The sequence below is a fragment of the Aequorivita iocasae genome (assembly GCF_016757735.1).
Taxonomy (GTDB): Bacteria; Bacteroidota; Bacteroidia; order Flavobacteriales; family Flavobacteriaceae; genus Aequorivita; species Aequorivita iocasae.
The window spans coordinates 1493831-1516956 of sequence record NZ_CP068439.1 but is presented as its reverse complement, the minus strand read 5'-3'; the positions used below and the strand labels follow the sequence as shown (position 1 = coordinate 1516956).

The following is a 23126-nucleotide window of genomic DNA, read 5'->3' as shown; positions in this document are numbered from 1 at the left end:
AGATTTTGAATTGATAAGGACTTATAAAAAGTGAAGCGCAGCGAGAACGTTTTATGCAGTCTGTTCAAGTTCAAAATGTTGGTATTTTGCTGGCAAAAAAAGGGTATAACAGCGAGGGTGCGGATGTAGGTCTAAAAGCTTTTGTGAAGTATAAAAACGTAGGAAGCGACACCAAATCATTAAATGGAATTCCGATTTGGCGGACGCTATTCACGATTTTGGCTTGGAAATGTAGTGTTCCTTCCCAGAGAATCGGGAAGGGTTAACGGAATGGAAAGTCGAAATTGGGGATTGTGTCCAAGATATTTGTAGTGAAGCTCTTTTCCCGAAATGTAGCTTTTCGCGAAATGCAGGGGAATGTGCTGAATGGCTTATGAAACTCGTATTAAATAAAAGGGTGAATAGTTAGCTCACTCTTCAAAAAGTATTTTTTGATTTTCAGATAATATTTTTGTTTCTGATTTTTCAGCTATTTTTAATCTATCTTTTAAAGCCTTTCTTCTTTTATCATAAATCCAACTTCTCAAACTATTCAAACGTCCCATTTCATATTCTGAAAGTTTGCTTGGTGCGATTTCAGTCATTGCATTCAATTGGCCACTATTCTTAAACTGAATTGCATACTGAAGACCTAGCCAAGTATAAATATTTACCCATTCGGTAGGCATTGGTGCTTCATAAGTTCTGGGCATCATATATGCTAAAGTTTATGTAAGCGATGCCATTTCTTCTTGTTGCATTGAACATAATAGTCGTGATAATTTTATGTTTTTAAGTATGTCTCTTGGTATTGTATCTTTCCAAGCAGATTTAAAGACAATGATGGGACTGGTGAGACAATCCATAAAATTAAAAACGAAATCGTTACTTCGCTTTTTGTTTGATTTCGATGATTTTTTCTGTGTAGATTCGGGTTCACACTCGAATCCAAAATCAAGTTGTACAAAATTAAAATTTTCCATAATGTGAGGTTTTAGTTTGAATAATGATTTAAAAGTGTTCGGTAGTACAGCTGATGCTTATCTCTGTAATAAGCTAAATGAGTCTCTGCACTATCAATTGTGTAATTTTCACTACTCAATTGATAATGTTCTTCCGCTTCTTTTAATGAAATGCTGGGTTTTACAGATAATTGTTTCATAATTTTATATATTTTAGTTAAACAATATTTGAGCATTACCCAAACGGAAGCTAAAATCACAGCTCAAAAGGAAACGGAATAAATAAGCGTAGGATGGTGCGATGGCTTTATGCCGTAGTCTTTTGATGGGTGTATTTTACGAGTTTACCTTTGCGCCGATATTGATTGATTATTTATGTTATTTTTAGCGGACTTAATTCACGATTTTGGCTTGGAAATGAAGTGTTCCGTTCCAGCGCAGCGGATCGAGTTAACGGAATGGAAAGTCAAAATTGGGGATTGTGTCCAAGACCTTTTTAGGTAAGCTCTTTTCTCGGAATGCAGCTTTTCGCGAAATGCAGGGGAATGTGCTTACTGGATTATGAAAACAAATTATCCTTATTTAGTAGGGCTTAAAGCGGACTTGACTTTAAAGATGTAGATTGGGAATGAAGCGATTCTGCCATTTTTATGGCAGGTTCAGCGCAATGGAAATCGGAAGATTTGAAGTTGTGTCCAAGACCTTTATAATGAAGCGTATTTACCGAAATGAAGCTTTTTGCGGAATGCAGGGGAATGGGCTGAATGGCAATATTAATGTCGATTCAATTCATCATCAATATTTAGGTTTCCATTTCCAATTACATTTAGGTGCAAACAATTCTGGACTGAAATAGATTTCGCTAATTAAATCAAGAAACTTATTACTTCTTAAAAGTCCACCGCAATGTTCTGGTTCAGTGGCAATTGTGAAACCTTTTATACGTTTAAAAATCCAGTTAATTAATGGATTATCCTTGTTTAGCATTTTTCGTATTTCTTCTTCCTGTAAGTAGGTAAATTCAAATGAACCATCACTTAAGCCATTCTTTACTGAAAAGAAGTCCAAATCAATATCAAAAAACACGGATGTTTCTGAAGAATTCAATAGTGCATCTTGTAAGGCTTCATACGTTTTGAATTTTTTGATTGCGTGGCTGTTTCCATAGGTATCAATCAGTTCTTCATCTTTCCAAGTGTTCTGACCAAGCTCTTGTCTACAATGCACATAAATATCCCCAATCAAATTGAGATAGGCTGCACTTAAAATATGGCCATCATTAAGACCATTGAGTTTTGCCCACGAAAACAAAGATACTTCCGCATCACTTTCTAAATCCAAATTATCTAACCATTTCCTTTCTGTTTCACAGGGATAGCATAAATCTTGGTGCCAATCTAATGAAATTAGACAAGGCGGATTATTACCTTCGTTTTTCCGTACCCATTTATTCCAGTAGAAGAATGCATACCGATGTTCTTGAAATACTGCAAGTTCAATTACTTCAGTTTCATTTGCTGGATGTGATAATATCTCACGTAAAGCCCCTGGTGGTTCAATATGGTATGGGTTTCTAAATTCAATCATTTTAGTTTTAACTCTTTTTCTTTTTTTCATATTTATAACAATTCCACCGCCTTGTACCAATAATAAAATATGGACTTATCCGGCTGGCGTTTCAATTTATTCAGGTATGCCCAATCTGCTTTTTCAATAGTAAGCTCGCTTATATCTTGTCCCTCATAATATTCAATGTCTATAATTTTTGGTTGCAATAAGATTGCATTCAAATAAGCAACTCTGGCCGAAGCTGCCATTGCTTCTTCTATCCTAAAATGTCCCGTCATTAGAAATGCACTACCAAAACTGCGAATACCACGGTTTAAATCTTCAAATTTCTTTTTTGTTTCAGCGGTGGAATTTCGTTCCCTTTTTGAAATTATAGCACAAGTGTTTATGGAATCCCACAGCACCTCTGTTTCCGTAAGATTTCTTTTGTTGAAATTTTCATCAGAACTTCTATAGGATAGTTCAGCTTTCGCGAAAGAGGAAAAGCTTTTCTTCACTATGCTTATATCGGTAATGTTTTCAAATAGTTTACCTAAATCAAACAACTGCTTGCAGATTTCCATTGCAAAAAGCTGGTCTTGTTTGTAATATGGAATACCGATAGTTTCTGGTGCAAAAGCAGTAAGCTTATCGCCACAGATGGAATTTACCGAAGGTGTGGTAATTGATATTATAGGCTCATTAACCGATAGCCAAGGAATTTCAATGGAAGATTCTATGAGCTCTGGATAATGCGGGCTGTCAAAAAGAATATCCAACAGAATGGTTCCTGGAACGTTTGGGTTGTAAACCGAATCAAATTCAAAAGTATAATGTGCCTTTGGCACGCCTTCTTTGTAGCTTCTGCGTTCATTCAAAGTGTGGCTTTTAAAATGTGAGTTGGCAACAACTGTATCAAGGATTTTTTCCAATGCGTCACGTTTTAGACTTGAAATGATGTCGATATCTATTGAAAACCGATTGCCTTCTTCAAGTAAAAGCACGAGTGAAGTGCCGCCTTTAAAGACAAAATTAAGTCCTTCTATTTTTAGATGTTCTAATAAAGAAAATGCGTGAACCATTTTTTCCAAAATGGTCACATTAATGCCTTTGTGTTCTTTTTTTGCTCGGAAAATATCCAGCCACTCTTTTGTGAAGCTTTTGTTTTCAATCATTGATTATGTCCTCTAAAATATTTGGTATGTGGTTATTCATAAATTGCTTGATTTCCTGTTCTTTCTTTCGTCTTTTCGCATAGCTAAAGAGCTTTGTGAAATTAATACTGTATCGCTCAAGTATCTTTTCATAAATATTTATGAGTTCAGAGCCTTGGTAAAAATGGTACAGGTTTTCATCGGCAAACAAGTCCACCATTATTTTTTCAAGCGTGGCGACTGGAACTACATTTTTTTTATCTTTCAATTTACTTATCGGTGCTCTTGTGACGAGACGTTTTATGACCACGGGGACAGCACTCTCGGAAATGTAGAATTCAATTTCCTTGTCATCGGGATTCAAGAAAAAATCCATTTTCAAGGAATCATTTAGATAATAGTATAGTGATTCTGTAAATTCTTTTTCCACTTCTACTACAATCATTTGATTGGATACTTGATGCAGAGTAAATTCATTTAGCCATTGGTTTTCCCATATAGCATATTGGATTTCCTCAAACCGTTCATTGGTCTTACTTGCTATTTTTAGAACACTATCAGACAGTACTGGTCTATACTTGGGTTTATAGGATATAACATACAATCCACGACCAATAGTTTTGATGATGTCTTTTTTCTTCAGGTCGTAAATGCGCCAACTAAATGTACTTTCCTTCAAATGCGGTTCAAAGTCCAAATAGAACTGAAATAGTTCGTCCCTATCAAAGGAACTTCGCTCCTTAAATGCTTCTATAAGCTTATTTTCTACAATTTTTGGCATAATCTTTATATCAAAACTTTGCCAAAAGTACAAAAAAGTGGCGAATATTTGAAAACTAATTATTACCACTATATGAATAAAATGGTAAATATTTGATTTTGTAATACTTTTAAAATAAAAAACCCAGTTTAAGTAGGTACTGGATAAACCTTTAATAGCCTATGCCATTTCATATATTTCATCAAACAGCTTTTTATCCAACCTTTCCTGTTGGGTAAAAGTTTTCTTCAACGTATGGTGCAATACTGCATTGAACGCATTGTAGCCTAACCAGAGATTAGGCTCTTCGTTAAGCAACAAGGCTTCATAGTTCAATATCTCAATAACTTCACGAGACTTTTTTGAAGGGTCGCTGTTCTTGTCGCTACATTCGTATCGGAACAGTTTCGTCCTGTCAAGAATTGCCTTTACGAACTCTTGCGTATCGATGATTTTAAATTCCTTCATTTTGTCGAATTTCTTGGTAATGGTATAGAATTCATTGTCCAGAAACTTATCGAACAGATTGCTCAACCTGGGCATAATCAGGTGTGTATTGTTCTTACTGTGCTTGATAGAAAACTCGATTTCCGCTTGGGAAACGTGCAGGCCGTTGGAACATACTTTTCTATAAAACCCGAAGTGGCCCGAGGTCTTTTCACTACCGTCATAAGAGTTCTTGAACCGAAGCATCGGCAGTATCAAGTCCTTATGGTTCTTGACCGTAAACTGGCTTTTGTCGTCGATGATAAAGTCGGTAATAAACGACCTGTCATTTTTGTTGATGGTGCGTTTATGGAAGTTCAATTGTGCATCGGTCAGCATTTCTTCAGCTTTCTTGAAGAACAATTGATTTGGAATGTGGCCATAGCTGTTCGAGACTACATTGACAATTTTACCATTGGAAATTATGGCGTTTTCAAGCCCTCTTCTGGATTCCATTTGAGTTATACTTCTCAAAGACTTCATTTCATTGGAAACGAAGATTTCATCTTGTTGTAAATTTTGTAAATACATAATATTTGAATTTAGATTAAACAATATTTAAGCTAAACCCAAACGGAAGATAAAATCTCGGCTCAAAAGGAAACGGAATAAATAGTGAGTGGGCGAACGGCTTTATGCCGTAGTCTTTTGATGGGTGTATTTTACGAGTTTACCTTTGCGCTACTATTGATTGATTATTTTTTCTATTTGGCTCCTCATTTTCAAATAAAAATTATCTAAATAAAAAAGAAGAGCCAGCACGAATGCCGACCCTTCTTCAAACAACAAAAACTAATCGTTCCATTCCTGAATTTGCTTTTCAAGAACTATGATGCGCTCTTTTAAACGTTCTTCACGCTTGTCCCTTTTTTCGGCATATTCTTTTTCAATACCGGCAATCTTAGTTTTGTAATATCCTTGCATTGCATTGTAGAATGAAATGTTCGTTAAATTATTTACGTGATTACTTTCGCCGAAATGCACTTGCTTGGTAAGCATATACCGAATCAGCTTATGAAAAATTTCTTTTTTGAACTTCTTCTTGAAATTTTCCACGATTTCAACTTTGGATAGCTTTGATGTATCGCCCAATAATCCTGTAAAGTACTTTTGCTGACTAAAGTAGTCCACATTGTTTTCGTAGAGCGAAATTGAAAAGGCGACCATTTCATCTACCGAAAGCGTTTTCTTGGTCTCTATGTACGTAGTTTCTCGAATCATCCCGACAACTTCTTCAAACTGTCGATTATTCTCGATTTGCTTTTTCCGGATTTCCCTTTCGTTGATTTTAATGATTTGTTCATCTGGTGTACAATCATCCATTTTTCTGTTCGATAATGGTACAGAATGTACTTCGTTTGCATCTTCTGATTTTTCGATGACCTTCACTAATACTTCTTTGTGTAGGTAAGATTCAGGATGAAAAACGATGCCATTTCTAAATCCATTCGCTGTAGCCGAATTGTACTTTTCCAATTCCTCGTTATAGGTCTTGGTAGCCTCGTCAAATTCTTCTTTTAGCTCGTCTTCATTGTAGTCGTAATTCTGATATTCTTCTTTTACGGCTTCCAATGTGGGCTGAATCGGTTTTTCAATGATTTCAACATCGTCTAGCAAATAGACCTTCAAATCATTTTTCTCTAGCTGTGAAATGAACAGCTGATTACGTTCATCATCTGCCCAATACTTTCGTATTTCAGGAATCAACAGTACATTTTCTTTCTTTGATTTTTCAATCAGGTTTAAGAACGATTTGTTTTTCTTGGATTCGTAACAAGATGATTTTGTACAGACCATCTTTCCATCCCCAAATAGATTCCCTTGATTGGCTGCGTTGAACGGACATTCGACACAAGACCCTGCTTTCGGTACTAATTTTTTGTCGGTTACATCAAAGGATACTTTTTCCAAATCATAGGTCTGGTCTTTAATCATCCTGTTTATCTGGTGCGCATTGAAATCCTTGCCCATCGTTTCCAACATCATCTGCTGTTCTTCAGGTACAAAGAGCGCGACACCTACACCCAAGGAAATGGTCATTTCGCCATTGCGGACAAAGTGTTTAAAGCCTTCTATCAAACCTGCCAGCTTTAAGCGTTGTCTGATAAAGTTATCCGTTCTGCCCAATCGTTTGGCAATTTCAGTAGGCGCATATTTTTCTCTTAGATAGGCAATCGCCTCGGCTTCTTCGGTAGGCTCAACATCCTGTCTTTGCAGATTTTCGATGATTTGTACCTCCAGAACATCACTGTTCTTATAAGTCCTCACAATACAGGGTATGGTATTTTTCCCTGCCAGCATACTTGCACGATACCGACGTTCGCCCATCACGATGACATAATGTTCATTTAGTTGCCTTACCGTAATCGGTTGTAATACACCGTGCTTATCGATACTCTCTGCAAGCTGCTGTAATGCATCCTCGCTAAAAGTTTTTCTTGGTTGTTCTGGGTCGGGCTTTATTTTGCCTATAGCCAGGTTCTGAATTTGAAGTGCGGATGCTTCCATTCCATTCACTTCTTTTTTGACAATAGATTTCGCTCTACTGCGCTTCTTTGTGGTACTCGCTTTTGTTGTCATAATACTCAAATTTTAGATTAAACAATATTTGAGCAGGAACCAAACGGAAGATAAAATCTTGGCTCAAAAGGAAACGGAATAAATAAGCGCTGGCTGAAGAAATGGCTTTATGCCGTAGTCTTTTGATGGAAGTATTTTACGAGTTTAAATTGCGGTCATATTGTATGATAATAAACTCCCCTTACGAAGGAATAAGGTTGCTAATTAGCAGAATTTATTATTTTACTAGAAAAATAATAGGGTTTAATAACAAATTGAAACATTTGACATTAATACAAATGTTGCCCTGAAATTAGCAAAATGTTGTACCTATGTTGTACCCGACCTTTTTTTCGAGAGTTTTTTAAATGGAAAAAGCCGAAGATTTCTCTTCGGCTTTTGTACGGGCGGGGAGACTCGAACTCCCACACCTCGCGGCATCAGATCCTAAGTCTGACGTGTCTACCAATTCCACCACGCCCGCATTTCAATATTTTAACAGTTTTTATTTCGCTACGTCCTAAGTCTAGCGTGTCTACCAATTCCACCACGCCTGCATCAAAATCCTTCACAACACTTAGGACATATTGTAAAAGGAGTGCAAATATAAATAATACTTACAAATGAAAGCCAACTTATTTTGAAATTTTTTCAAGGTTTTTTATTCGCGCAGCCAAGCCTTCATTTTTGGAAAGGCATGATTCCCTTCCGTTTCTGCCAATCCCATCCATTGCAGTAATGGCAAGCCTATATAGTTTTTACTTTCAAACTGTTCACGAAGCCAAACAGCTTCGCCTTTATAGCCATCTTCATGAAAAACAACTTCGGGGGCCAAACCTATTTTCTTCGATGCTGCGTAAGACCACAACAATACCGCCATTTCATCCCCGGCCTTTTCTGCATTGTTTTCAATTACGTTATCGTTTAAAGTATTTCGCTCTTCTGATTTTGTTACCGCAATATGTCCTGCCTCGTGCAATAAATCTCCGGGATATTTCAGTTTTTGCAAATCAATTTGCAGGGTGCCGTTTTTAATTTGGATGCCAGGTAAAAAGGTTTCTGTTTCAATTTCGGTGAAATTATATTGAATGGATATTTCATCAAAAAACCGACAAATCCGTTCCAAAACCAAGTCGCGTTCTTTCCCCTCTTTCATTAAAGTTCTTTTTGTAATTGCTGTATCATTTCTCTGGAGATTTCGGTATCCATCAATTTCAATTGTTCAATCATTTGCAGTTTGGTTTCTCGGGAATATTCTGATTGCTGGTATTCAGCCTCAAAATTGTAACCGTTTTCAGCAAATAATATATCAGACCAATCATTGCGCAAACAGTCCATCACCAAGTGGATTCTGTCAATTTTTCCATCGTTGCGAACACTGTGCGTAAAATTGAAATTTCCATACCAGCACTCACTGGGAAGCATTTTTACTTCTTCATAATTGATAAAAAAATGAACATTTTCATTAGTAGTAATTGGAATGTGGATTCTGAAAATCCCATCTTCGTAACCCAGATTATAATCTGTGTGCTCTTTTATTACGCTGCCCGGTTTTAAATTCAGAAGCCGGATGGACTCCTTTTCGCATTCAAAAGAATCAATGATTTCTTTAAAATAGGTGCATTTTTGAAGCAGCTCCGTGTCTTTATATTTTTTATTGTTCTGCGGAAGCGCAAAAATATTGTTCATTTCACCAGTTTGGGAGCGTAGGGAGATGGAAGTCCAATCGCCCCAATAATCATTTTTGTTGAAGTGTGAAGTGAATTCATACTTTTTACATACCTCCAAATCCTTAAGTAGTTTTTCTTCCGAAAAGTGAAAAGGCAATTTCAATAAAGCAGTTTTCATAAAATGAAAGCGTTGGTTTACCTGCCAAATTACGTCATTTTTAGTACTTTTAGAAAAAATAATATATCAGAATGAAAAGTGCTAAAACTTATATTGAAAAAAACAAAAAACGGTTTTTGGATGAATTGATCGAACTGTTGAAAATACCTTCCATCAGCGCCGATTCAGCTTACAAAAAAGACGTACTAAAAACTGCGGAAGCCGTAAAAAAACAACTCGAAAAAGCAGGCTGCGATTTCGTAGAAATCTGCGAAACCCCCGGTTACCCCATTGTTTACGGCGAAAAGATAATTGATAAAAAACTCCCGACCATTTTGGTTTACGGCCATTACGACGTGCAACCGCCAGATCCACTGGATTTGTGGGACAGTCCACCGTTTGAGCCGGTCATAAAAAAAACAAAATTGCACCCCGAAGGCGCCATTTTCGCCCGCGGAAGTTGTGACGATAAAGGCCAAATGTATATGCACGTAAAGGCTTTGGAATATATGACCAAAACCGACCAACTCCCCTGCAACGTGAAATTTATGATTGAAGGCGAAGAAGAAGTGGGCAGTAGTAGTCTTGAATGGTTTGTAACCAAAAACCGGAAAAAGCTTGCCAATGATGTAATTTTGATAAGCGACACAGGAATGATCGCGAAAGATGTGCCGTCAATTACCACGGGGCTTCGCGGCTTGAGTTATGTGGAAGTGGAAGTTACCGGCCCAAACCGAGACCTGCACAGCGGGTTGTATGGCGGTGCGGTGGCAAACCCCATAAATGTGCTGACAAAAATGATTGCTTCGCTTCACGATAAAAACAACCACATTACCATTCCCGGATTTTATGATGATGTGGAAAAACTTTCCAAAAAAGAACGCGAGAAAATGGCGGAAGCGCCCTTCAGCCTTGAAAATTATAAGAAAGCATTGGACATTGACGCCGTTTATGGCGAAAAGGGATATTCCACCAACGAGCGAAATAGCATTCGCCCCACATTGGACGTGAACGGAATTTGGGGCGGTTACATAGGCGAAGGTGCAAAAACGGTAATTGCGAGCAAAGCATTTGCGAAAATAAGTATGCGTTTGGTGCCTAACCAAGACTGGAAAAAGATTACCGAGCTTTTCAAAAAGCATTTTGAAAGTATTGCTCCGGAAGGCGTTCGCGTAAAAGTGAAGCCGCATCACGGCGGTCAAGCTTATGTTACACCAATTGACAGTTTGGGCTATAAAGCTGCTGAAAAAGCGTATGAGGAAACTTTTGGAAAAACACCAATTCCACAGCGAAGCGGCGGAAGCATCCCGATTGTAGCTTTGTTTGAAAAAGAACTGAAAAGCAAAACTATTTTGATGGGTTTTGGGCTGGACAGTGACGCCATACACTCGCCCAACGAGCATTTTGGTATTTGGAATTATTTAAAGGGCATTGAAACCATACCGCAATTCTACCATTATTTTACTGAGTTGAGTAAGTAAATATAAAATTAGCTAAGTTTTATTTCAAGGCATTATTTAAATCCCCATATTGTATCCATACAGGCACGAAGACTGATAATCAATAAATTCGCTACCTTTAGGATTCAATATATCTAACCAAATATTTTGAGTTTTGAAGAAGGGGAAAAGTTTCTGGAATGAGCTAAAACGGCGCAATGTAATAAAGGGGGCCATTTCCTATGTAGTGGTGTCATGGCTCCTTATTCGCATTGCAGCACTGCTGAAGGACATTCTAGAAATGCCTCTTTGGATTTCCAAAAGTCTCTTCTACCTGCTTTTAATCGGTTTTCCAATATATTTATTGCTTACTTGGATTTTTGAATTCACACCCACGGGGTTAAAACGAACCAGTAAAGTTGCTGAATCTGCTTCCATTCGGAAAAAAACTGGAAAAAGGCTCAATAAAGTTATAATTGGAATATTAGCGCTTATTCTTGTTGTTTTAGTGATTGACAGGTTTATTATAACCGACAAAAAAAGCAACAATACTTTCGTTGACCTTCCCATAGCAATGAACTCCAAAACCATTGCGGTACTTCCATTTGAGGATTTTTCAGAAAAAAAAGACAATGAATATTTTGCCGATGGGCTTACGGAAGAACTTCTGAATTTATTATCGCAGATTAAAAATCTGAAAGTTACTTCCCGCACCTCAACCTTTTCTTTTAAAAATTCAGAATTACAGATTCCTGAAATTGCAGAAAAACTAAACGTTACGTATATTTTGGAAGGCAGCGTGCGCAAATCTGGAAACCTACTTCGTATTACCGCCCAACTTATTGAAGCAAAAAAAGACAAGCACTTATGGTCTGAAACCTATGATAGAAATCTGGACAACATATTTGCTATCCAGGACGAGGTTTCCGAAGCCGTTGTAAAAGCACTGGAACTAAATTTGTTAGATTCAAAACCGCTTCCGAAATCCAAAAAAACCAATCCTGAAGCTTATAGACTTTATCTGCAGGCAGTGCACGCCTATAATTTTTCCAGTGACGAACAAAAATTAATTGAATCCGTTTCTTTTGCCAAAAAAGCACTGGAAATAGATAATAAGTATGTGCCGGCCTGGCTGCTACTTTCAAGAGTGTACGAAACCCAGGCCAACAATGGAACATTAGGGTTTAAGCAAGGATATACTTTGGCCAAGGAAGCAGCAAATAAAGTGTTGGAGATAGACCCCGAAAATGCTTTGGCCTATGCATATTTGGCAGATATTGAGTTAAGTTATGAGTGGAATTTTACAAAAGCCAAACAATTAAATGCAATAGCCCTAAAACTGGACGGGTCTAATCCTCAAATAATAAACCTTACATCTACCCTTGCATTGGCTATGGGCAATGTGGAAAGTGCCGTTAGGCTTCAGGAATATTCAGCAAGTCTGGACCCGATTAATCCAGATTCGTATTATCAACTAATGAATGCATACTATTGTGCGGACCAGTTGGACAAAGCCGTGGAAGCTTCAAAAAAATGTATAGCATTACAGCCCAACCGCTATGCCGTCCATTATTACTACGCACGCATATTATTGCAACAAAACAATGTAAAAGCCGCCATGGAAGCTATTAAAAGAGAAGAGGATGAAGGCTGGAGTCTGCAAATTTATGCTGATATATATTACAAAATGGGCGATATGAAAAAATCTGAAGCCTATATGCGAGAACTTATTGCAAAATATTCAAGTGATATGGCCTATCAAATTGCCGAAAGTTATTCCTTTAGAGATGATACCGAAAATGCTTTTAAATGGCTGAATAAGGCATATGAAGTACACGATGTGGGATTGAACGAGGTGTTGTCTGAACCCCGCTTTAGAAATCTGCACAACGATAAAAGATGGCAAAAATTCATTGACAAAATGGGCTTCCCTATAACTGATAACGGCGCATCATGAACCTTAATGATTTTTTTAACGAGCTGAAAAGAAGGAATGTTTTTAAAGGCACGGTTTCATATTTGGTTTTTTCTTGGGTTCTGCTACAGGTTATAGCCATACTCACTCCTATCATTAATGCCCCCGTTTGGTTCGGAAAAATGATTTTAATCATTTTAATCGTCTTGCTGCCAGTGTGGGTCTGTATTTCCTGGTTTTTTGAAATTACGGCCGACGGTATCAAAAAAACGAAGAATGTTCCCAAAGAAAAATCAATTGCTCAAAAAACAGGTCAAAAACTCAATACCTTCATCATTGCTTTTTTAGCATTGGCAATAATTTTATTGTTTGTGGATAGGTTTCGGCTGCGATCACAAAAAAATGAATCTGCCATAGCCCTGGAAACGAATCCTGAAAAATCCATAGCTGTTTTGGCTTTTTCAGACATGTCGCCTAACAATCAGCAAGGTTATTTTGCCGATGGGTTGGCAGAAGAAGTGCTAAATTCCCTTGTTAACATACACGAACTGCAAGTTACTTCGCGCACCTCTGCCTTTTCATTCAAAAACAAAGCAATGGATCTGCCAGAAATAGCAAAAGCATTAAATGTAGCTTACATTCTGGAAGGCAGCGTACGCTCACAGGACAGTATTATAAGGGTAAGCGTAAACCTTGTTGAAACCAAAGGCGATACTAATATTTGGTCACAGAGTTGGGAGAAAGAGTTCAAAAATATTTTTAAGATCCAAAACGAAATTGCCGAGGCAGTGGCTGAAAATCTTCAATTGCGGATTTTGGATAAAATAATTCCGAAAGTAAAAGAACCCAATACCGATGCCTATACCTTATTTTTGGAAGGTCGCCATATATTTCACAATAACTTTGACAATTCATCCTTGCTAAAAGCTGAGCAATTATTGAAAAAATCTTTGGCCATAGATTCCACATATGCTCCAGCCTTGATAACGCTGGGCAATATTTACCACACAAAAAATAATTTCGGAATTATTAATTATGAAGAAGCTAAAAAGCTAACCTATCAAGTTGCAGAACAAGCAATAAGAGCAGACAGCATCTATGCGGAAACTTACGCGTTCCTGTCCTTATTGTCTTTGGAATACGAAAATGATATTGAAAAAGCCGGAAGACTTGCTGAAAAAGCATTGCGTTTAGAACCCAATAATGAGACCGCCCTCCACAGGGCTTCAGAAGTAGCGCTGTTACGCGGTAAAACAGAAGAGGCTATTGCAATCCATAAAAAAGTAATTACGCTGGATCCCATAAATGCTGGCAATTATTACAGTTTAGCCAACACCTATTATATGGCGAAAAACTTCAAGGAGGCCGAAATAGCTATAAAGAAATCCATTGGCTTAGACCCTAATCAAGATGTTGCGTACTCATTATATGCGCTGATACTAATAAACCAGAAACGATATAATGAAGCCTTAGATGTCATAAAAAAAGAACCTCTGGAAGGATTTAGGCTTCACGTAGAAGCTATAGCCTACCATTGTTTGGGCAATAAGGAAAAATCCAATATCGCACTGAATAAATTGATCAATGAATATGAAAAAGCTTGGAGTTTTCAAATTGCGGGAACCTTTGCAGTGCTCCAAGACAAAGAAAAAATGTATTATTGGCTAGAAAAAGCACGGACATACAATGATCTTGGACTCATTGAACTACCGAACGAACCTATGTTTGAAGCCTATAGGAACGAGACCCGATTTAAGGAATTTATGAAAAAACTGAACTATAAATATTAGTTTATATTTTCTTCACAAAATCAGTGATAATTACAATCTGTTGGCCCTCGACTTTGCCTTCAATGTACTTTTCGTTTTCGTGATCAAGAGAGATTCTACGAACTGCAGTACCTTGTTTGGCAACCATACTGCTACCCTTCACCTTTAAATCTTTTATAAGAACTACCGAATCACCGGCTTCTAAAATATTTCCATTGCAATCGCGATGAATTACTGCTTCCGCTTGATTTTCTGCTACACCAGCTTTTGCCCATTCTTTGGTTTCATCTTCCAGATACATCATATCCAACAAATCCTGCGGCCAACCTTCGACCTTTAAACGGTTTAGCATGCGCCATGCCATAACTTGTACTGCCGGCACGGTGCTCCACATGCTATCGTTCAAACAGCGCCAATGGTTTGACTCTACTTTTTCCGGATCTTCTATTTGCTCTTTACAAGTGTTGCAAATAAAAATGCTAGTTTCCGCTACATCTGTTGGAGAATTTGACACTTCAAAAACAATCAAATTTTCTTCAGAGCCGCAAAGTTCACATGCATTACCACTCCTTTCTCGTAGGTTTTTTTCTGAATTCATTTTTAATTTTTTTACTCCATTGCCAGGGCTTTGGAGAATGAGGTTGCAAATATAAACTATTCGAAAACATATGATTTCAAAAAATCCATCCTCTACATTTGTAGAATTAAAATTTTGTTCTACATTTGTAGAGTCAGTTTTAAAATTTACAAGATGACTCTTTCAAATGCCGAAGAACAATTGATGCAACTTCTCTGGAAAAAGGAACGCGCTATTATGAAAGATTTAGTGGAAGCCTATCCCGATCCAAAACCAGCAACAACAACCGTTGCCACGCTTTTGAAACGGATGCAGGACAAAAATTTTGTGGATTATAAACAAGTTGGGCGTTCGCGGGAATATTTTCCTTTGGTAAAAAAGAAAGATTATTTCTCAAAACATGTGAATGGTTTGATAAAAAATTTCTTCAATAACAGCCCATCGCAGTTTGCGTCTTTTTTTACCGAAGAAACCAATCTCTCCAAAAAAGAGCTGGAAGAACTGAAAGCGCTCATCGATTCTGAAATTAAAAAGAAATAATTATGGAGTTATATCTCTTGAAATCCGGAAGCATATTAGCAATCCTTTTCACCTTTTACAAAGTGGCTTTGGAAAATACCTCTCTGCACACTTTTAAGCGTTTTTATTTATTCGGTAGTTTATTGGCTTCTTTTTTTATTCCGCTTATCACCTTTACCAGCTATATAGAGGTTTCGCCTATCGTGCCCATTTATTCCGAAGTATCTCCGCAATCGAATTATACTGAAGTTGAACAAACCTTAAATTTCTGGCCGTTCGTGCTTTGGACTATTTATGGCCTTGGCGTGTTGTTTTTTAGCATTAAATTTTTCAGAAGTCTTTTTGGGTTAATCCAAAAAATTCGAAAAAATCCAAAATATAAAAACACCCCTTTTATAAACGTACTTTTAAACGAAACTGTAATTCCACATACTTTTTTCAACTATATATTTCTGAACAAAAAGCAATTCGAAAACCGTGAAATACCGCAGGAAGTAATATTTCACGAAGAAACACATGCGCGCCAAAAACACAGTTTGGACATTATTTTTATTGAAATATTGCAGATTGTGTTTTGGTTCAATCCGCTGTTTTATTTCTTTAAAAAAAGTATCAAACTGAACCACGAGTTTTTGGCAGACCGTGCCGTGTTAAACGCAGGTGCCGAAACTTCAGACTATCAAAAGATATTACTTGCATTCTCATCAAATGCAGCTACGCCATCGCTGGCGCATTCACTGAATTATTCATCAATCAAAAAACGATTTACACTTATGAAAACACGCACCTCCAAAAGAGCCATCTGGTTTCGAAGCCTTTTAATTTTGCCCTTGCTTTCCGTATTGATTTATGGGTTTAGCTCGAAAGAAATTATTCAAAAAAACGCACAAACAAATGAATCAATTAAAGAAAAGGCCACAAAAGCAGAAGTTGCTGAATATAACAAACTGGCAAAAAAATATAACGCGGTTGACATTGAAGAACGAATCATCAAAAAGAAGGATTTGGAACGTTTGGAAACCATTTACCGCAAAATGAACGATGAACAGAAAGCAAATGCAGAAACGTTTCCTGAGTGTCTTCCCCCACCCCCACCCAAACCTCCAAAAGCTCCGAAACCTCCAAAAGTAAAGAAAGGTGAAAAAAGTGATGTTCCACCGCCGCCGCCAGCCCCAAAGGTTTCTAAAACACCTTCAGCAGAAAACGGAAACTTATATATGGCTCCCGAGGCTCCGCCAGCGCCACTTGCAGACCCTGTGGAATATGTAAAGGAATTGGGAAAACGGGGAGCCACTTTTTACATAGGCCCGCATAAATACAGCACAGACGAAGCGATTGAAATGGTGAAAAAAAGCACGAACGATGTTACTATAGATGTAAACCAATATCCGATAGTTCATTTAGACGGATGCTAAATTAATTACCAAATATTATTTAAAAAAAATGCTTCCAAACTATAAAGTTTGGAAGCATTTTTTCCTTGTTGGGAATTTTAAATTTTATTCCAAGTGTCGTTCAAAACATTTACATCGGGCAGCATTTTATTGGGATCCAAAACCACGCGCTGCACTTGTTTGGTCGTTTTTAAAAGGTGCGTCCAGCTATTGCCACGCTGCCAGATTTCAACGGGAAGCGAGATTTCTTCTTTTGAATTGTCTTCATAAATCACTTGCAATTGGACCGGCATCGGTATCTGCCCGTCATTTTCAACTGTAATTAGATAATTGCCGTTGAAAGGTTTTACTTCTGAAATGCCTAAATCAATATTTCCATTACCATAAAACCAGCCTTTCCAAAACCAGGAAAGATCTTCGCCTGCCACGTTTTCCATATGGTTAAAAAAGTCATTAGGCTGCGGGTGTTTGAAAGCCCAAGTGTGAATATAACTTTTAAAAGCATTGTCAAAACGTTCACCGCCAAGTATGTACTCACGAAGCAAATAAAGTCCCGCTGCTGGTTTATAATAGGCCGTATATGCTAAATTCATTGCATTGGCCACATCGGGATAAGTATCAATACTCTCACGGTTTTCAAAGCTTAAATAGCGCACTAAATTTTTTGGTTTGTCTGTAGTTGTTGGAAATTCACCATTATTAAAAGCATCAGTACTGTAATGGTTTATAAAAGTATTGAAACCTTCATCCATCCATGGATAGCGTCGTTCGTTACTGCCTACAATCATTGGGAACCAGTTGTGCCCAAACTCGTGGTCTGTTACGTCCCACAGATCTGCATCCCTGCTTTGGTAATGACAAAAACTAACACCGGGATATTCCATTCCACCTACACTTGCCGCCACGTTTATTGCGTTATAATATGGGTAAGTGAAATATTTTTTTGAATAAAATTCTACAGATGCTTTGGTAAATTCCGTTGAGCGTGACCAAGCGGTTTTTCCGTCACTTTCTTTTGGATAAACTGATTGGGCCAATCCTGTTTTGCCTTCGCCAAGATTCATGCGTGCTGCGTCCCAAATAAATGCTTTGGAAGCTGCCCAAGCCACATCGCGGGTATTCTCCATTTTATAATGCCACGTGAGCGTACCTCCGGTTTTTGCGTGCGCCACTGGCTTTCCAACTTCCTCCGGTTTAATAATATAAACTGTTTTGTCACTTTTTTCAGCTTGTGACCAACGGTCCTGTTGTTCTTTTGTAAGTACTTCTTTAGGGTTTTGCAATACACCCGAACAAACTACGGTTTGGTTTGCAGGAGCGGTAATCATTACATCATAATTTCCATATTCGCAGTAAAATTCGCCTGCACCCAAATAGGGATCAGTATTCCAGCCCACTACATCGTCAAAAACTGCAACTCTCGGATACCATTGTGCTATGGCGTATATAGTGCCGTCTTTTACCTCTAGGCGGCCCATGCGGTCCATCCCCTCAACAGGAACTTTAAATTTAAAATCCATTTTTATTTCAACCTCTCCTCCTTTTGCAGCCAAAGGCTTATCGAGCCAAAGTTGCATACGCGTATCGGTAATTATATATTGGGAAGAAGTGCCCGTTTTTGTTTTTGCTGAGACGTTGCTTAATTCAAAGCCGCCTTCAATATCACCATTGTAGCGGTTTCCCTGAACAGGAGTTGTTAAGGTTCCGCGGGAATTTTCGGTAAATCGATTTTGTTCTAAATAGATCCAAATAAAATCTAAAGTTTCTGGACTGTTGTTGGTATAATGAATCGTCACATTTCCAGAAACGGTATGCGTTTTATCGTCCAGAGTAGCCTTCAAAATATAATCTGCGGAGTTTTGCCAATATTCGGGCCCCGGTTTACCCGAAGCCGTTCGGTAAACATTGCCTTGTCTGTAACTAACATTATCGAAAAGATCTTGATTGTTGGGGTTTGCTTGCTGAGCAAATAATGTAAGCGGAATCGTTGTGAGAAACAGTGAAACCAAGAAACTGAGTGTGAAATACTTCATTAGTGTTCAATTAAAAATAAACAGCTAATGTACTAAATGGTATGTAAAAATGTTGTTAAAGAATTGTTTTTGCAGTTAAAAACGGGCATAAAAAAACCTCCTGAAATTGGAGGTTTTTCTTTGTAGCGGGAACAGGACTCGAACCTGTGACCTTCGGGTTATGAGCCCGACGAGCTACCTACTGCTCTATCCCGCGATATGGACGGCAAAGATACAAAGCTTTTTAGAGTTTCCAATGATGAAAGACAAATTTTTTAAAAATAAACTTCATTGTCTTTTTCCTTTCAACATTGCTTATATTTAAATTATGAAAAATGGATTTAAAAAAATTATTTATACAGTACTCTCTTTGGGCGCATTGTTTATAATTGGAACGGTAACGGTAAACATTATCCTTAAAAAAAAGCTGGAAAACTTCATCGAGGATCGCCTGCCGCAAAATATAATCCGTGCTTATGACGACATTACTGTAGAAACTTTTGGTGGTTCACTTACCATTACAAATGCATCTCTAATAATAGAAAATAAAGAAAATGGCGCAAAGCATACATTTGTAAATGTTGAAAAACTTAAAATCTCTGACATCAGTTACTGGGATTATCTCTTTAATAGTGAAATTCATATAGAAGCAATCACGCTCACCAATCCTACAATCGCTTATTACCAAGATAGAATAGCAAAAAATGAAAGTACCCAAAACAATGATTTCTTATCAGTATACAAGCCTATACTAATTGATCGTTTAAATGTAAACAATACCAAATTTGCCATTTATGAAAAAGCAAAAGACTCTACAGAGCTTTATACCAAGGGACTTTCTGTTGCTATTGAAGGAATAAAAATAGATGCCCAAACAATAAAGCGCAAAATACCTTTGGAATATAAAAGTTATACTGCAAAAAGCGATACTGTTTTTGTGAAGGTAAGTCCCTATGAAAATCTTACAGTAAAAGATTTTACCGTTGAAAATCGAAACGCATTTTTTGAAAATTTAATTTTAAAAACTAAGTATTCAAAAAGGGAGCTTTCAAAATTGATTTCAAAAGAACGCGATCATTATGACCTTTCCTTAAAATCCCTCTCAGTTGAAGGAATTGATTTTGGCTTTAACCAAAATCGTTTCTTTGCAAAAAGCAAATTGCTTTCCTTGTCTGCTCCATCGCTTGAAATTTACAGGGATAAATTGGTAGCAGACGAAACAAAAACAAAACCGTTGTACAGTAAAATGTTACGTGAACTACCTTTTGACCTAACAATTGATTCTTTAAAAATTAGCGATGCGAAAATAATCTATGAAGAACGACAGAAGGCTGAAAACATGGGCGGATCCATAAATTTTGAAAATCTTGAAGCATCCATCTCAAATGTGAGCAACACCTACAGTAGTCCCACTAAAACCGAAGCGAAGATAAAAGCCGACTTTATGGAAAATACGCCAATCTCTGTAAATTGGAGTTTTGATGTACAAAATAAAAATGATCAGTTTCTATTCAGTGCCGATGTAGGTCACTTAGTAGCAGATAGACTTAACAGTTTTACCGAGCCTAATTTAAAAGTGAGATTGGAGGGCACTACCGACCAAACATATTTTACAATTGATGGTAATAATGATACATCAACAATAGATATGAAGATTAAATATTCAGATTTTAAGGTTTTGCTTTTGCAAAATGAAGGTGAAAAGAAAAATAAGTTTCTATCTGCTGTGGCAAACATTTTTATCTCCAAAAACAGTCAAGAAAAAAACGAATATTACAAAGAAGGAACCGCAGAAGCTACGCGCAACAAGTCAAAATCTGTTTTTAATTTTTTATGGCTGAACATAAAAAACGCCCTTAAAAAAATCCTGATCTAATTTTAATGGCTTATCCACTGAATAGCTTCAAGCCTTTGTTTTGAATTAAAAAGACGTATTTCGGCGTTAAAAAAAAGTTTCTCAAGAGAACTAAAAAGCTGTACCCATTTCCGATCTGTAACTACTGCCACTTTTTCAAAACGGTTCCCGGTCTTAATCTTAAAAGGAATGCTTTTCAATACAGCCTTGAGCGAGATTTCAGCATTGGAAGTATCTTCAATATAAAAACTAACGGTATCAAAATATTCTAATTTCTCTAAAACTTCATTTTGAATTTTATCAACTGAATTTTCATTGTAAGGACCATCTATAATAAAACCAATAATGTTGTCTGCAAGACTAAATGTGGAGAGCATAGGATGTTCTGGGTTGGTTTGTTTCCATAAATTTAAAAAAATAAAACTTACTGACCAATACTGTTCGCTGAAAAGCCAATAAGTTCGCCATCTTGGAAGGTTACTTCCAATTCAATGGGGTTACAACAAATTTCACAATCCTCAATATATTTTTGATGTCGGACAGAAGTATCCAACAACATCGAAATCTCTTCCCAGCAGTGGGGACATTGAAAAAAATATTCGAACATAACTATTATTTTAAGAGGTCATTTTCGCCAAGTTCCTTTTCCAATGCCTCTTTTACAAATTTATAACCTGCGTTTTTTGCGTAAAAGAAATTGGCCAAAAAAGAAAGAAATTTATTTTTCAGCAAATGTTTCACAATCAATCCAATGCGATCCTTTATTTTGGATTTGTAACGGCTTTCAAACTCAGAAAAAGATAATTTAGGGTACGGTAAATCCTGAATTTCCGCATCCTTTCCATAGTTGATTTTATCTACCTGATTGTCAAAATTTCGCAACACGCGCATATCGGGTATAATTGGAAAGAATTTTTCTCCGTTCGGGTCCATTGCTGGCACCGAAAATTGATACCTATCTTTTATGGCACTATTGGGAACAATACTTAAGCGTTTTTCAATATCTTCGGAAGCTACCGCAAAATAGTATCGTAAGAAAACCTGACAGTTTTTTCTGCCCAACTGAAAATCGTGCTCCCGAAAATCTCGGCTCAAAAACCCTGCAAATCCACCGATGGGAGCAGCTGCCAAGTCATTTTTTGGACGAACCCATTTCCCGTCTTTTTCAATCTTACGAATGGGCTCAATTAAAAATTTGGTACGGTCTGTCATATCCAGCGCGTCCAAAATTCCATCCTGGTTGAACATTACCTGATTGCGAAGTGCTTTTAAAAGCCCTCCTGCTATGCTCATAATTCCGCTGCCACTTTCAGCAACGTCGTGATCTTTGTTCGGAAACGGATCTATCATTATTACTCCGTATTTGCACGCTTCAATACTTTTTGGGTTCTTTTCCCGCAAAACTTTCAGTCCAATTCCGTAGGGTTCGTTATTAATAACGCCCCCATCCACAGAGTTAAATTTATAAATAGCGCCTTCGGGCAAAAGCGGTTCGATGCCTTTGGATTTATTGAACAAATATTTCGGATACCGTTTTATGTATTCTGCTGAAATGGCAACCTCCCGTGATTTTAAACCAATTGGAAATGCTGCAGTACTCAATGTGGCATCCTTTAAATATTGAAGATGCGTTTCGTTTGAAAGATCAAGCACATAGTACAGTTCGTCTTCCTTTTCGGGTATTCCAGTAGGGAATTTATCATTTTTTAGCTTATACCTGAAAAAACCTCCGTGATTTGTGATAACCGTACCTTTAGAAGTATCGCGGCCACTTGCATCAAAATTTACCATAAAATTAATGCCTCGTAAATTGGTAGTAGTCAAAATCACGTCAAGACTGTCTGAGGCATATTTGGGAATTTCACGCTGTTCGCGTACAGCCAGAGCTTCGTCGGCAATTACATCTATTGCTTGGGTGTTAAGTAAAGAGCGTACTTCGCCATATTCCTTTAAATCACTATTGTTAAGTAGTTTATCAACCGTACTATTTTCAGCAGTGTTGCCCATATCTACCCAACTTTTATAAAAAATGTTATTGGTTCCTGTGGGATTGTCTTTGTTGAAGCTTTTGAAATTTTTGTCAGCCAATGCCATAAAAGTCAATGAGCCAGAAATACCACCAGCCGAAGAGCCACTTATAACGTCAATCTCCACTTGATGCATCGGGATGGTGTGATCATAATCTGGATGTGCAACTCCAAGTTTTCTGTTTTTCTCCTTGGCCTTTTCCCACAGGTCGAGTGTTTCAATTAAATAATCCAAAACGCCAGCAGTATAAGCCCCCGCAGAAACGGCACCTGCCATTGTAATACAAAGCTTGAAAGTGTTTTCGTTTTCCATAATCCCCACGATTAATTTTAACTTATTAAAA

21 protein-coding genes and 2 tRNA genes are annotated in these 23126 nt (G+C 37.4%); 7 read left to right on the top strand and 16 right to left on the bottom strand.

Annotation, left to right across the window (positions count from 1 at the left end; genetic code table 11):
* Positions 1-53 precede the first annotated feature (53 nt).
* Entirely contained in the window at positions 54-266 is a 213-nt protein-coding gene (locus JK629_RS06990; RefSeq protein ID WP_047418756.1) for a hypothetical protein, read from the top strand.
* A 144-nt stretch (positions 267-410) separates the two neighbouring features.
* On the opposite strand, the gene JK629_RS06985 is transcribed toward JK629_RS06990, so the two are convergent.
* From JK629_RS06985 to JK629_RS06945, 10 genes are all read right to left on the bottom strand, one after another.
* Entirely contained in the window at positions 411-695 is a 285-nt protein-coding gene (locus JK629_RS06985) for a hypothetical protein (RefSeq protein ID WP_026754827.1), read from the bottom strand.
* Between the two features lie 278 nt (positions 696-973).
* On the bottom strand, positions 974-1141 hold the full coding sequence (locus JK629_RS15495; protein WP_154192220.1) for a hypothetical protein: 168 nt from the start codon (positions 1139-1141) through the stop codon (positions 974-976).
* Positions 1142-1736: 595 nt separating this feature from the next.
* Entirely contained in the window at positions 1737-2558 is an 822-nt protein-coding gene (locus tag JK629_RS06980) for a hypothetical protein (protein WP_154192222.1), read from the bottom strand.
* A 2-nt stretch (positions 2559-2560) separates the two neighbouring features.
* Positions 2561-3664 carry a nucleotidyl transferase AbiEii/AbiGii toxin family protein gene (locus JK629_RS06975; RefSeq protein WP_154192224.1) on the bottom strand — a complete coding sequence of 368 codons (1104 nt, stop codon included), beginning with the start codon at positions 3662-3664 and terminating at the stop codon, positions 2561-2563.
* Complete coding sequence (locus JK629_RS06970) at positions 3657-4424, bottom strand: DUF6577 family protein (protein WP_154192226.1); 768 nt, start codon at positions 4422-4424, stop codon at positions 3657-3659. The genes JK629_RS06975 and JK629_RS06970 overlap by 8 nt, the downstream gene beginning before the upstream one ends.
* A 159-nt stretch (positions 4425-4583) precedes the next feature.
* On the bottom strand, positions 4584-5420 hold the full coding sequence (locus JK629_RS06965) for a DUF932 domain-containing protein (RefSeq protein ID WP_154192228.1): 837 nt from the start codon (positions 5418-5420) through the stop codon (positions 4584-4586).
* Between the two features lie 261 nt (positions 5421-5681).
* Positions 5682-7469 carry a ParB/RepB/Spo0J family partition protein gene (locus tag JK629_RS06960; RefSeq protein ID WP_154192230.1) on the bottom strand — a complete coding sequence of 596 codons (1788 nt, stop codon included), beginning with the start codon at positions 7467-7469 and terminating at the stop codon, positions 5682-5684.
* 381 nt (positions 7470-7850) lie between these two features.
* Positions 7851-7932 (bottom strand) — tRNA-Leu (locus tag JK629_RS06955).
* A gap of 177 nt (positions 7933-8109) precedes the next feature.
* Positions 8110-8604, bottom strand: coding sequence for a hypothetical protein (locus JK629_RS06950; RefSeq protein ID WP_202337877.1), 495 nt, complete (start codon positions 8602-8604; stop codon positions 8110-8112).
* The gene (locus tag JK629_RS06945; protein ID WP_202337876.1) at positions 8604-9296 is read right to left on the bottom strand and encodes an aspartyl/asparaginyl beta-hydroxylase domain-containing protein; all 693 of its coding nucleotides are present in this window, start codon (positions 9294-9296) and stop codon (positions 8604-8606) included. The genes JK629_RS06950 and JK629_RS06945 overlap by 1 nt, the downstream gene beginning before the upstream one ends.
* Positions 9297-9367: 71 nt before the next feature.
* On the opposite strand from JK629_RS06945, the gene JK629_RS06940 reads away from it, so the two are divergent.
* From JK629_RS06940 to JK629_RS06930, 3 genes are all read left to right on the top strand, one after another.
* Positions 9368-10756: a dipeptidase gene (locus JK629_RS06940; protein WP_202337875.1), complete on the top strand. Its 1389-nt coding sequence runs from the start codon at positions 9368-9370 to the stop codon at positions 10754-10756.
* Positions 10757-10889: 133 nt separating this feature from the next.
* Positions 10890-12671, top strand: coding sequence for a TPR end-of-group domain-containing protein (locus JK629_RS06935; RefSeq protein WP_202337874.1), 1782 nt, complete (start codon positions 10890-10892; stop codon positions 12669-12671).
* Positions 12668-14419: a tetratricopeptide repeat protein gene (locus JK629_RS06930; protein ID WP_202337873.1), complete on the top strand. Its 1752-nt coding sequence runs from the start codon at positions 12668-12670 to the stop codon at positions 14417-14419. Before JK629_RS06935 ends, JK629_RS06930 begins: the two co-directional genes overlap by 4 nt.
* A gap of 1 nt (position 14420) precedes the next feature.
* Here JK629_RS06930 and JK629_RS06925 read toward each other — a convergent pair whose 3' ends face one another.
* Positions 14421-14996 (bottom strand): PhnA domain-containing protein, encoded by a 576-nt coding sequence (locus tag JK629_RS06925; protein WP_202337872.1) that lies wholly within the window; start codon positions 14994-14996, stop codon positions 14421-14423.
* Positions 14997-15149: 153 nt separating this feature from the next.
* Between JK629_RS06925 and JK629_RS06920 the strand changes: the two genes are divergently transcribed.
* Positions 15150-15515: a BlaI/MecI/CopY family transcriptional regulator gene (locus JK629_RS06920; protein ID WP_202337871.1), complete on the top strand. Its 366-nt coding sequence runs from the start codon at positions 15150-15152 to the stop codon at positions 15513-15515.
* A 2-nt stretch (positions 15516-15517) separates the two neighbouring features.
* A complete protein-coding gene (locus tag JK629_RS06915) occupies positions 15518-16909 on the top strand; it encodes a M56 family metallopeptidase (RefSeq protein WP_202337870.1) in 1392 nt (463 codons plus the stop codon).
* 77 nt (positions 16910-16986) lie between these two features.
* On the opposite strand, the gene JK629_RS06910 is transcribed toward JK629_RS06915, so the two are convergent.
* The gene (locus JK629_RS06910; RefSeq protein ID WP_202337869.1) at positions 16987-18921 is read right to left on the bottom strand and encodes a M1 family metallopeptidase; all 1935 of its coding nucleotides are present in this window, start codon (positions 18919-18921) and stop codon (positions 16987-16989) included.
* 123 nt (positions 18922-19044) lie between these two features.
* A tRNA-Met gene (locus tag JK629_RS06905) sits at positions 19045-19117 on the bottom strand.
* Positions 19118-19228: 111 nt separating this feature from the next.
* Between JK629_RS06905 and JK629_RS06900 the strand changes: the two genes are divergently transcribed.
* Positions 19229-20776: an AsmA family protein gene (locus JK629_RS06900; protein WP_202337868.1), complete on the top strand. Its 1548-nt coding sequence runs from the start codon at positions 19229-19231 to the stop codon at positions 20774-20776.
* 2 nt (positions 20777-20778) lie between these two features.
* Here JK629_RS06900 and JK629_RS06895 read toward each other — a convergent pair whose 3' ends face one another.
* From JK629_RS06895 to JK629_RS06885, 3 genes are read right to left on the bottom strand one after another with little or no spacing between them, the layout of a single operon-like run.
* The gene (locus tag JK629_RS06895; RefSeq protein ID WP_202337867.1) at positions 20779-21132 is read right to left on the bottom strand and encodes a SpoIIAA family protein; all 354 of its coding nucleotides are present in this window, start codon (positions 21130-21132) and stop codon (positions 20779-20781) included.
* Positions 21133-21179: 47 nt separating this feature from the next.
* Positions 21180-21362, bottom strand: a complete 183-nt coding sequence (locus tag JK629_RS06890) for a CPXCG motif-containing cysteine-rich protein (RefSeq protein WP_202337866.1) — start codon at positions 21360-21362, stop codon at positions 21180-21182.
* A gap of 5 nt (positions 21363-21367) precedes the next feature.
* A complete protein-coding gene (locus JK629_RS06885) occupies positions 21368-23095 on the bottom strand; it encodes a patatin-like phospholipase family protein (protein ID WP_202337865.1) in 1728 nt (575 codons plus the stop codon).
* Positions 23096-23126 lie beyond the last annotated feature (31 nt).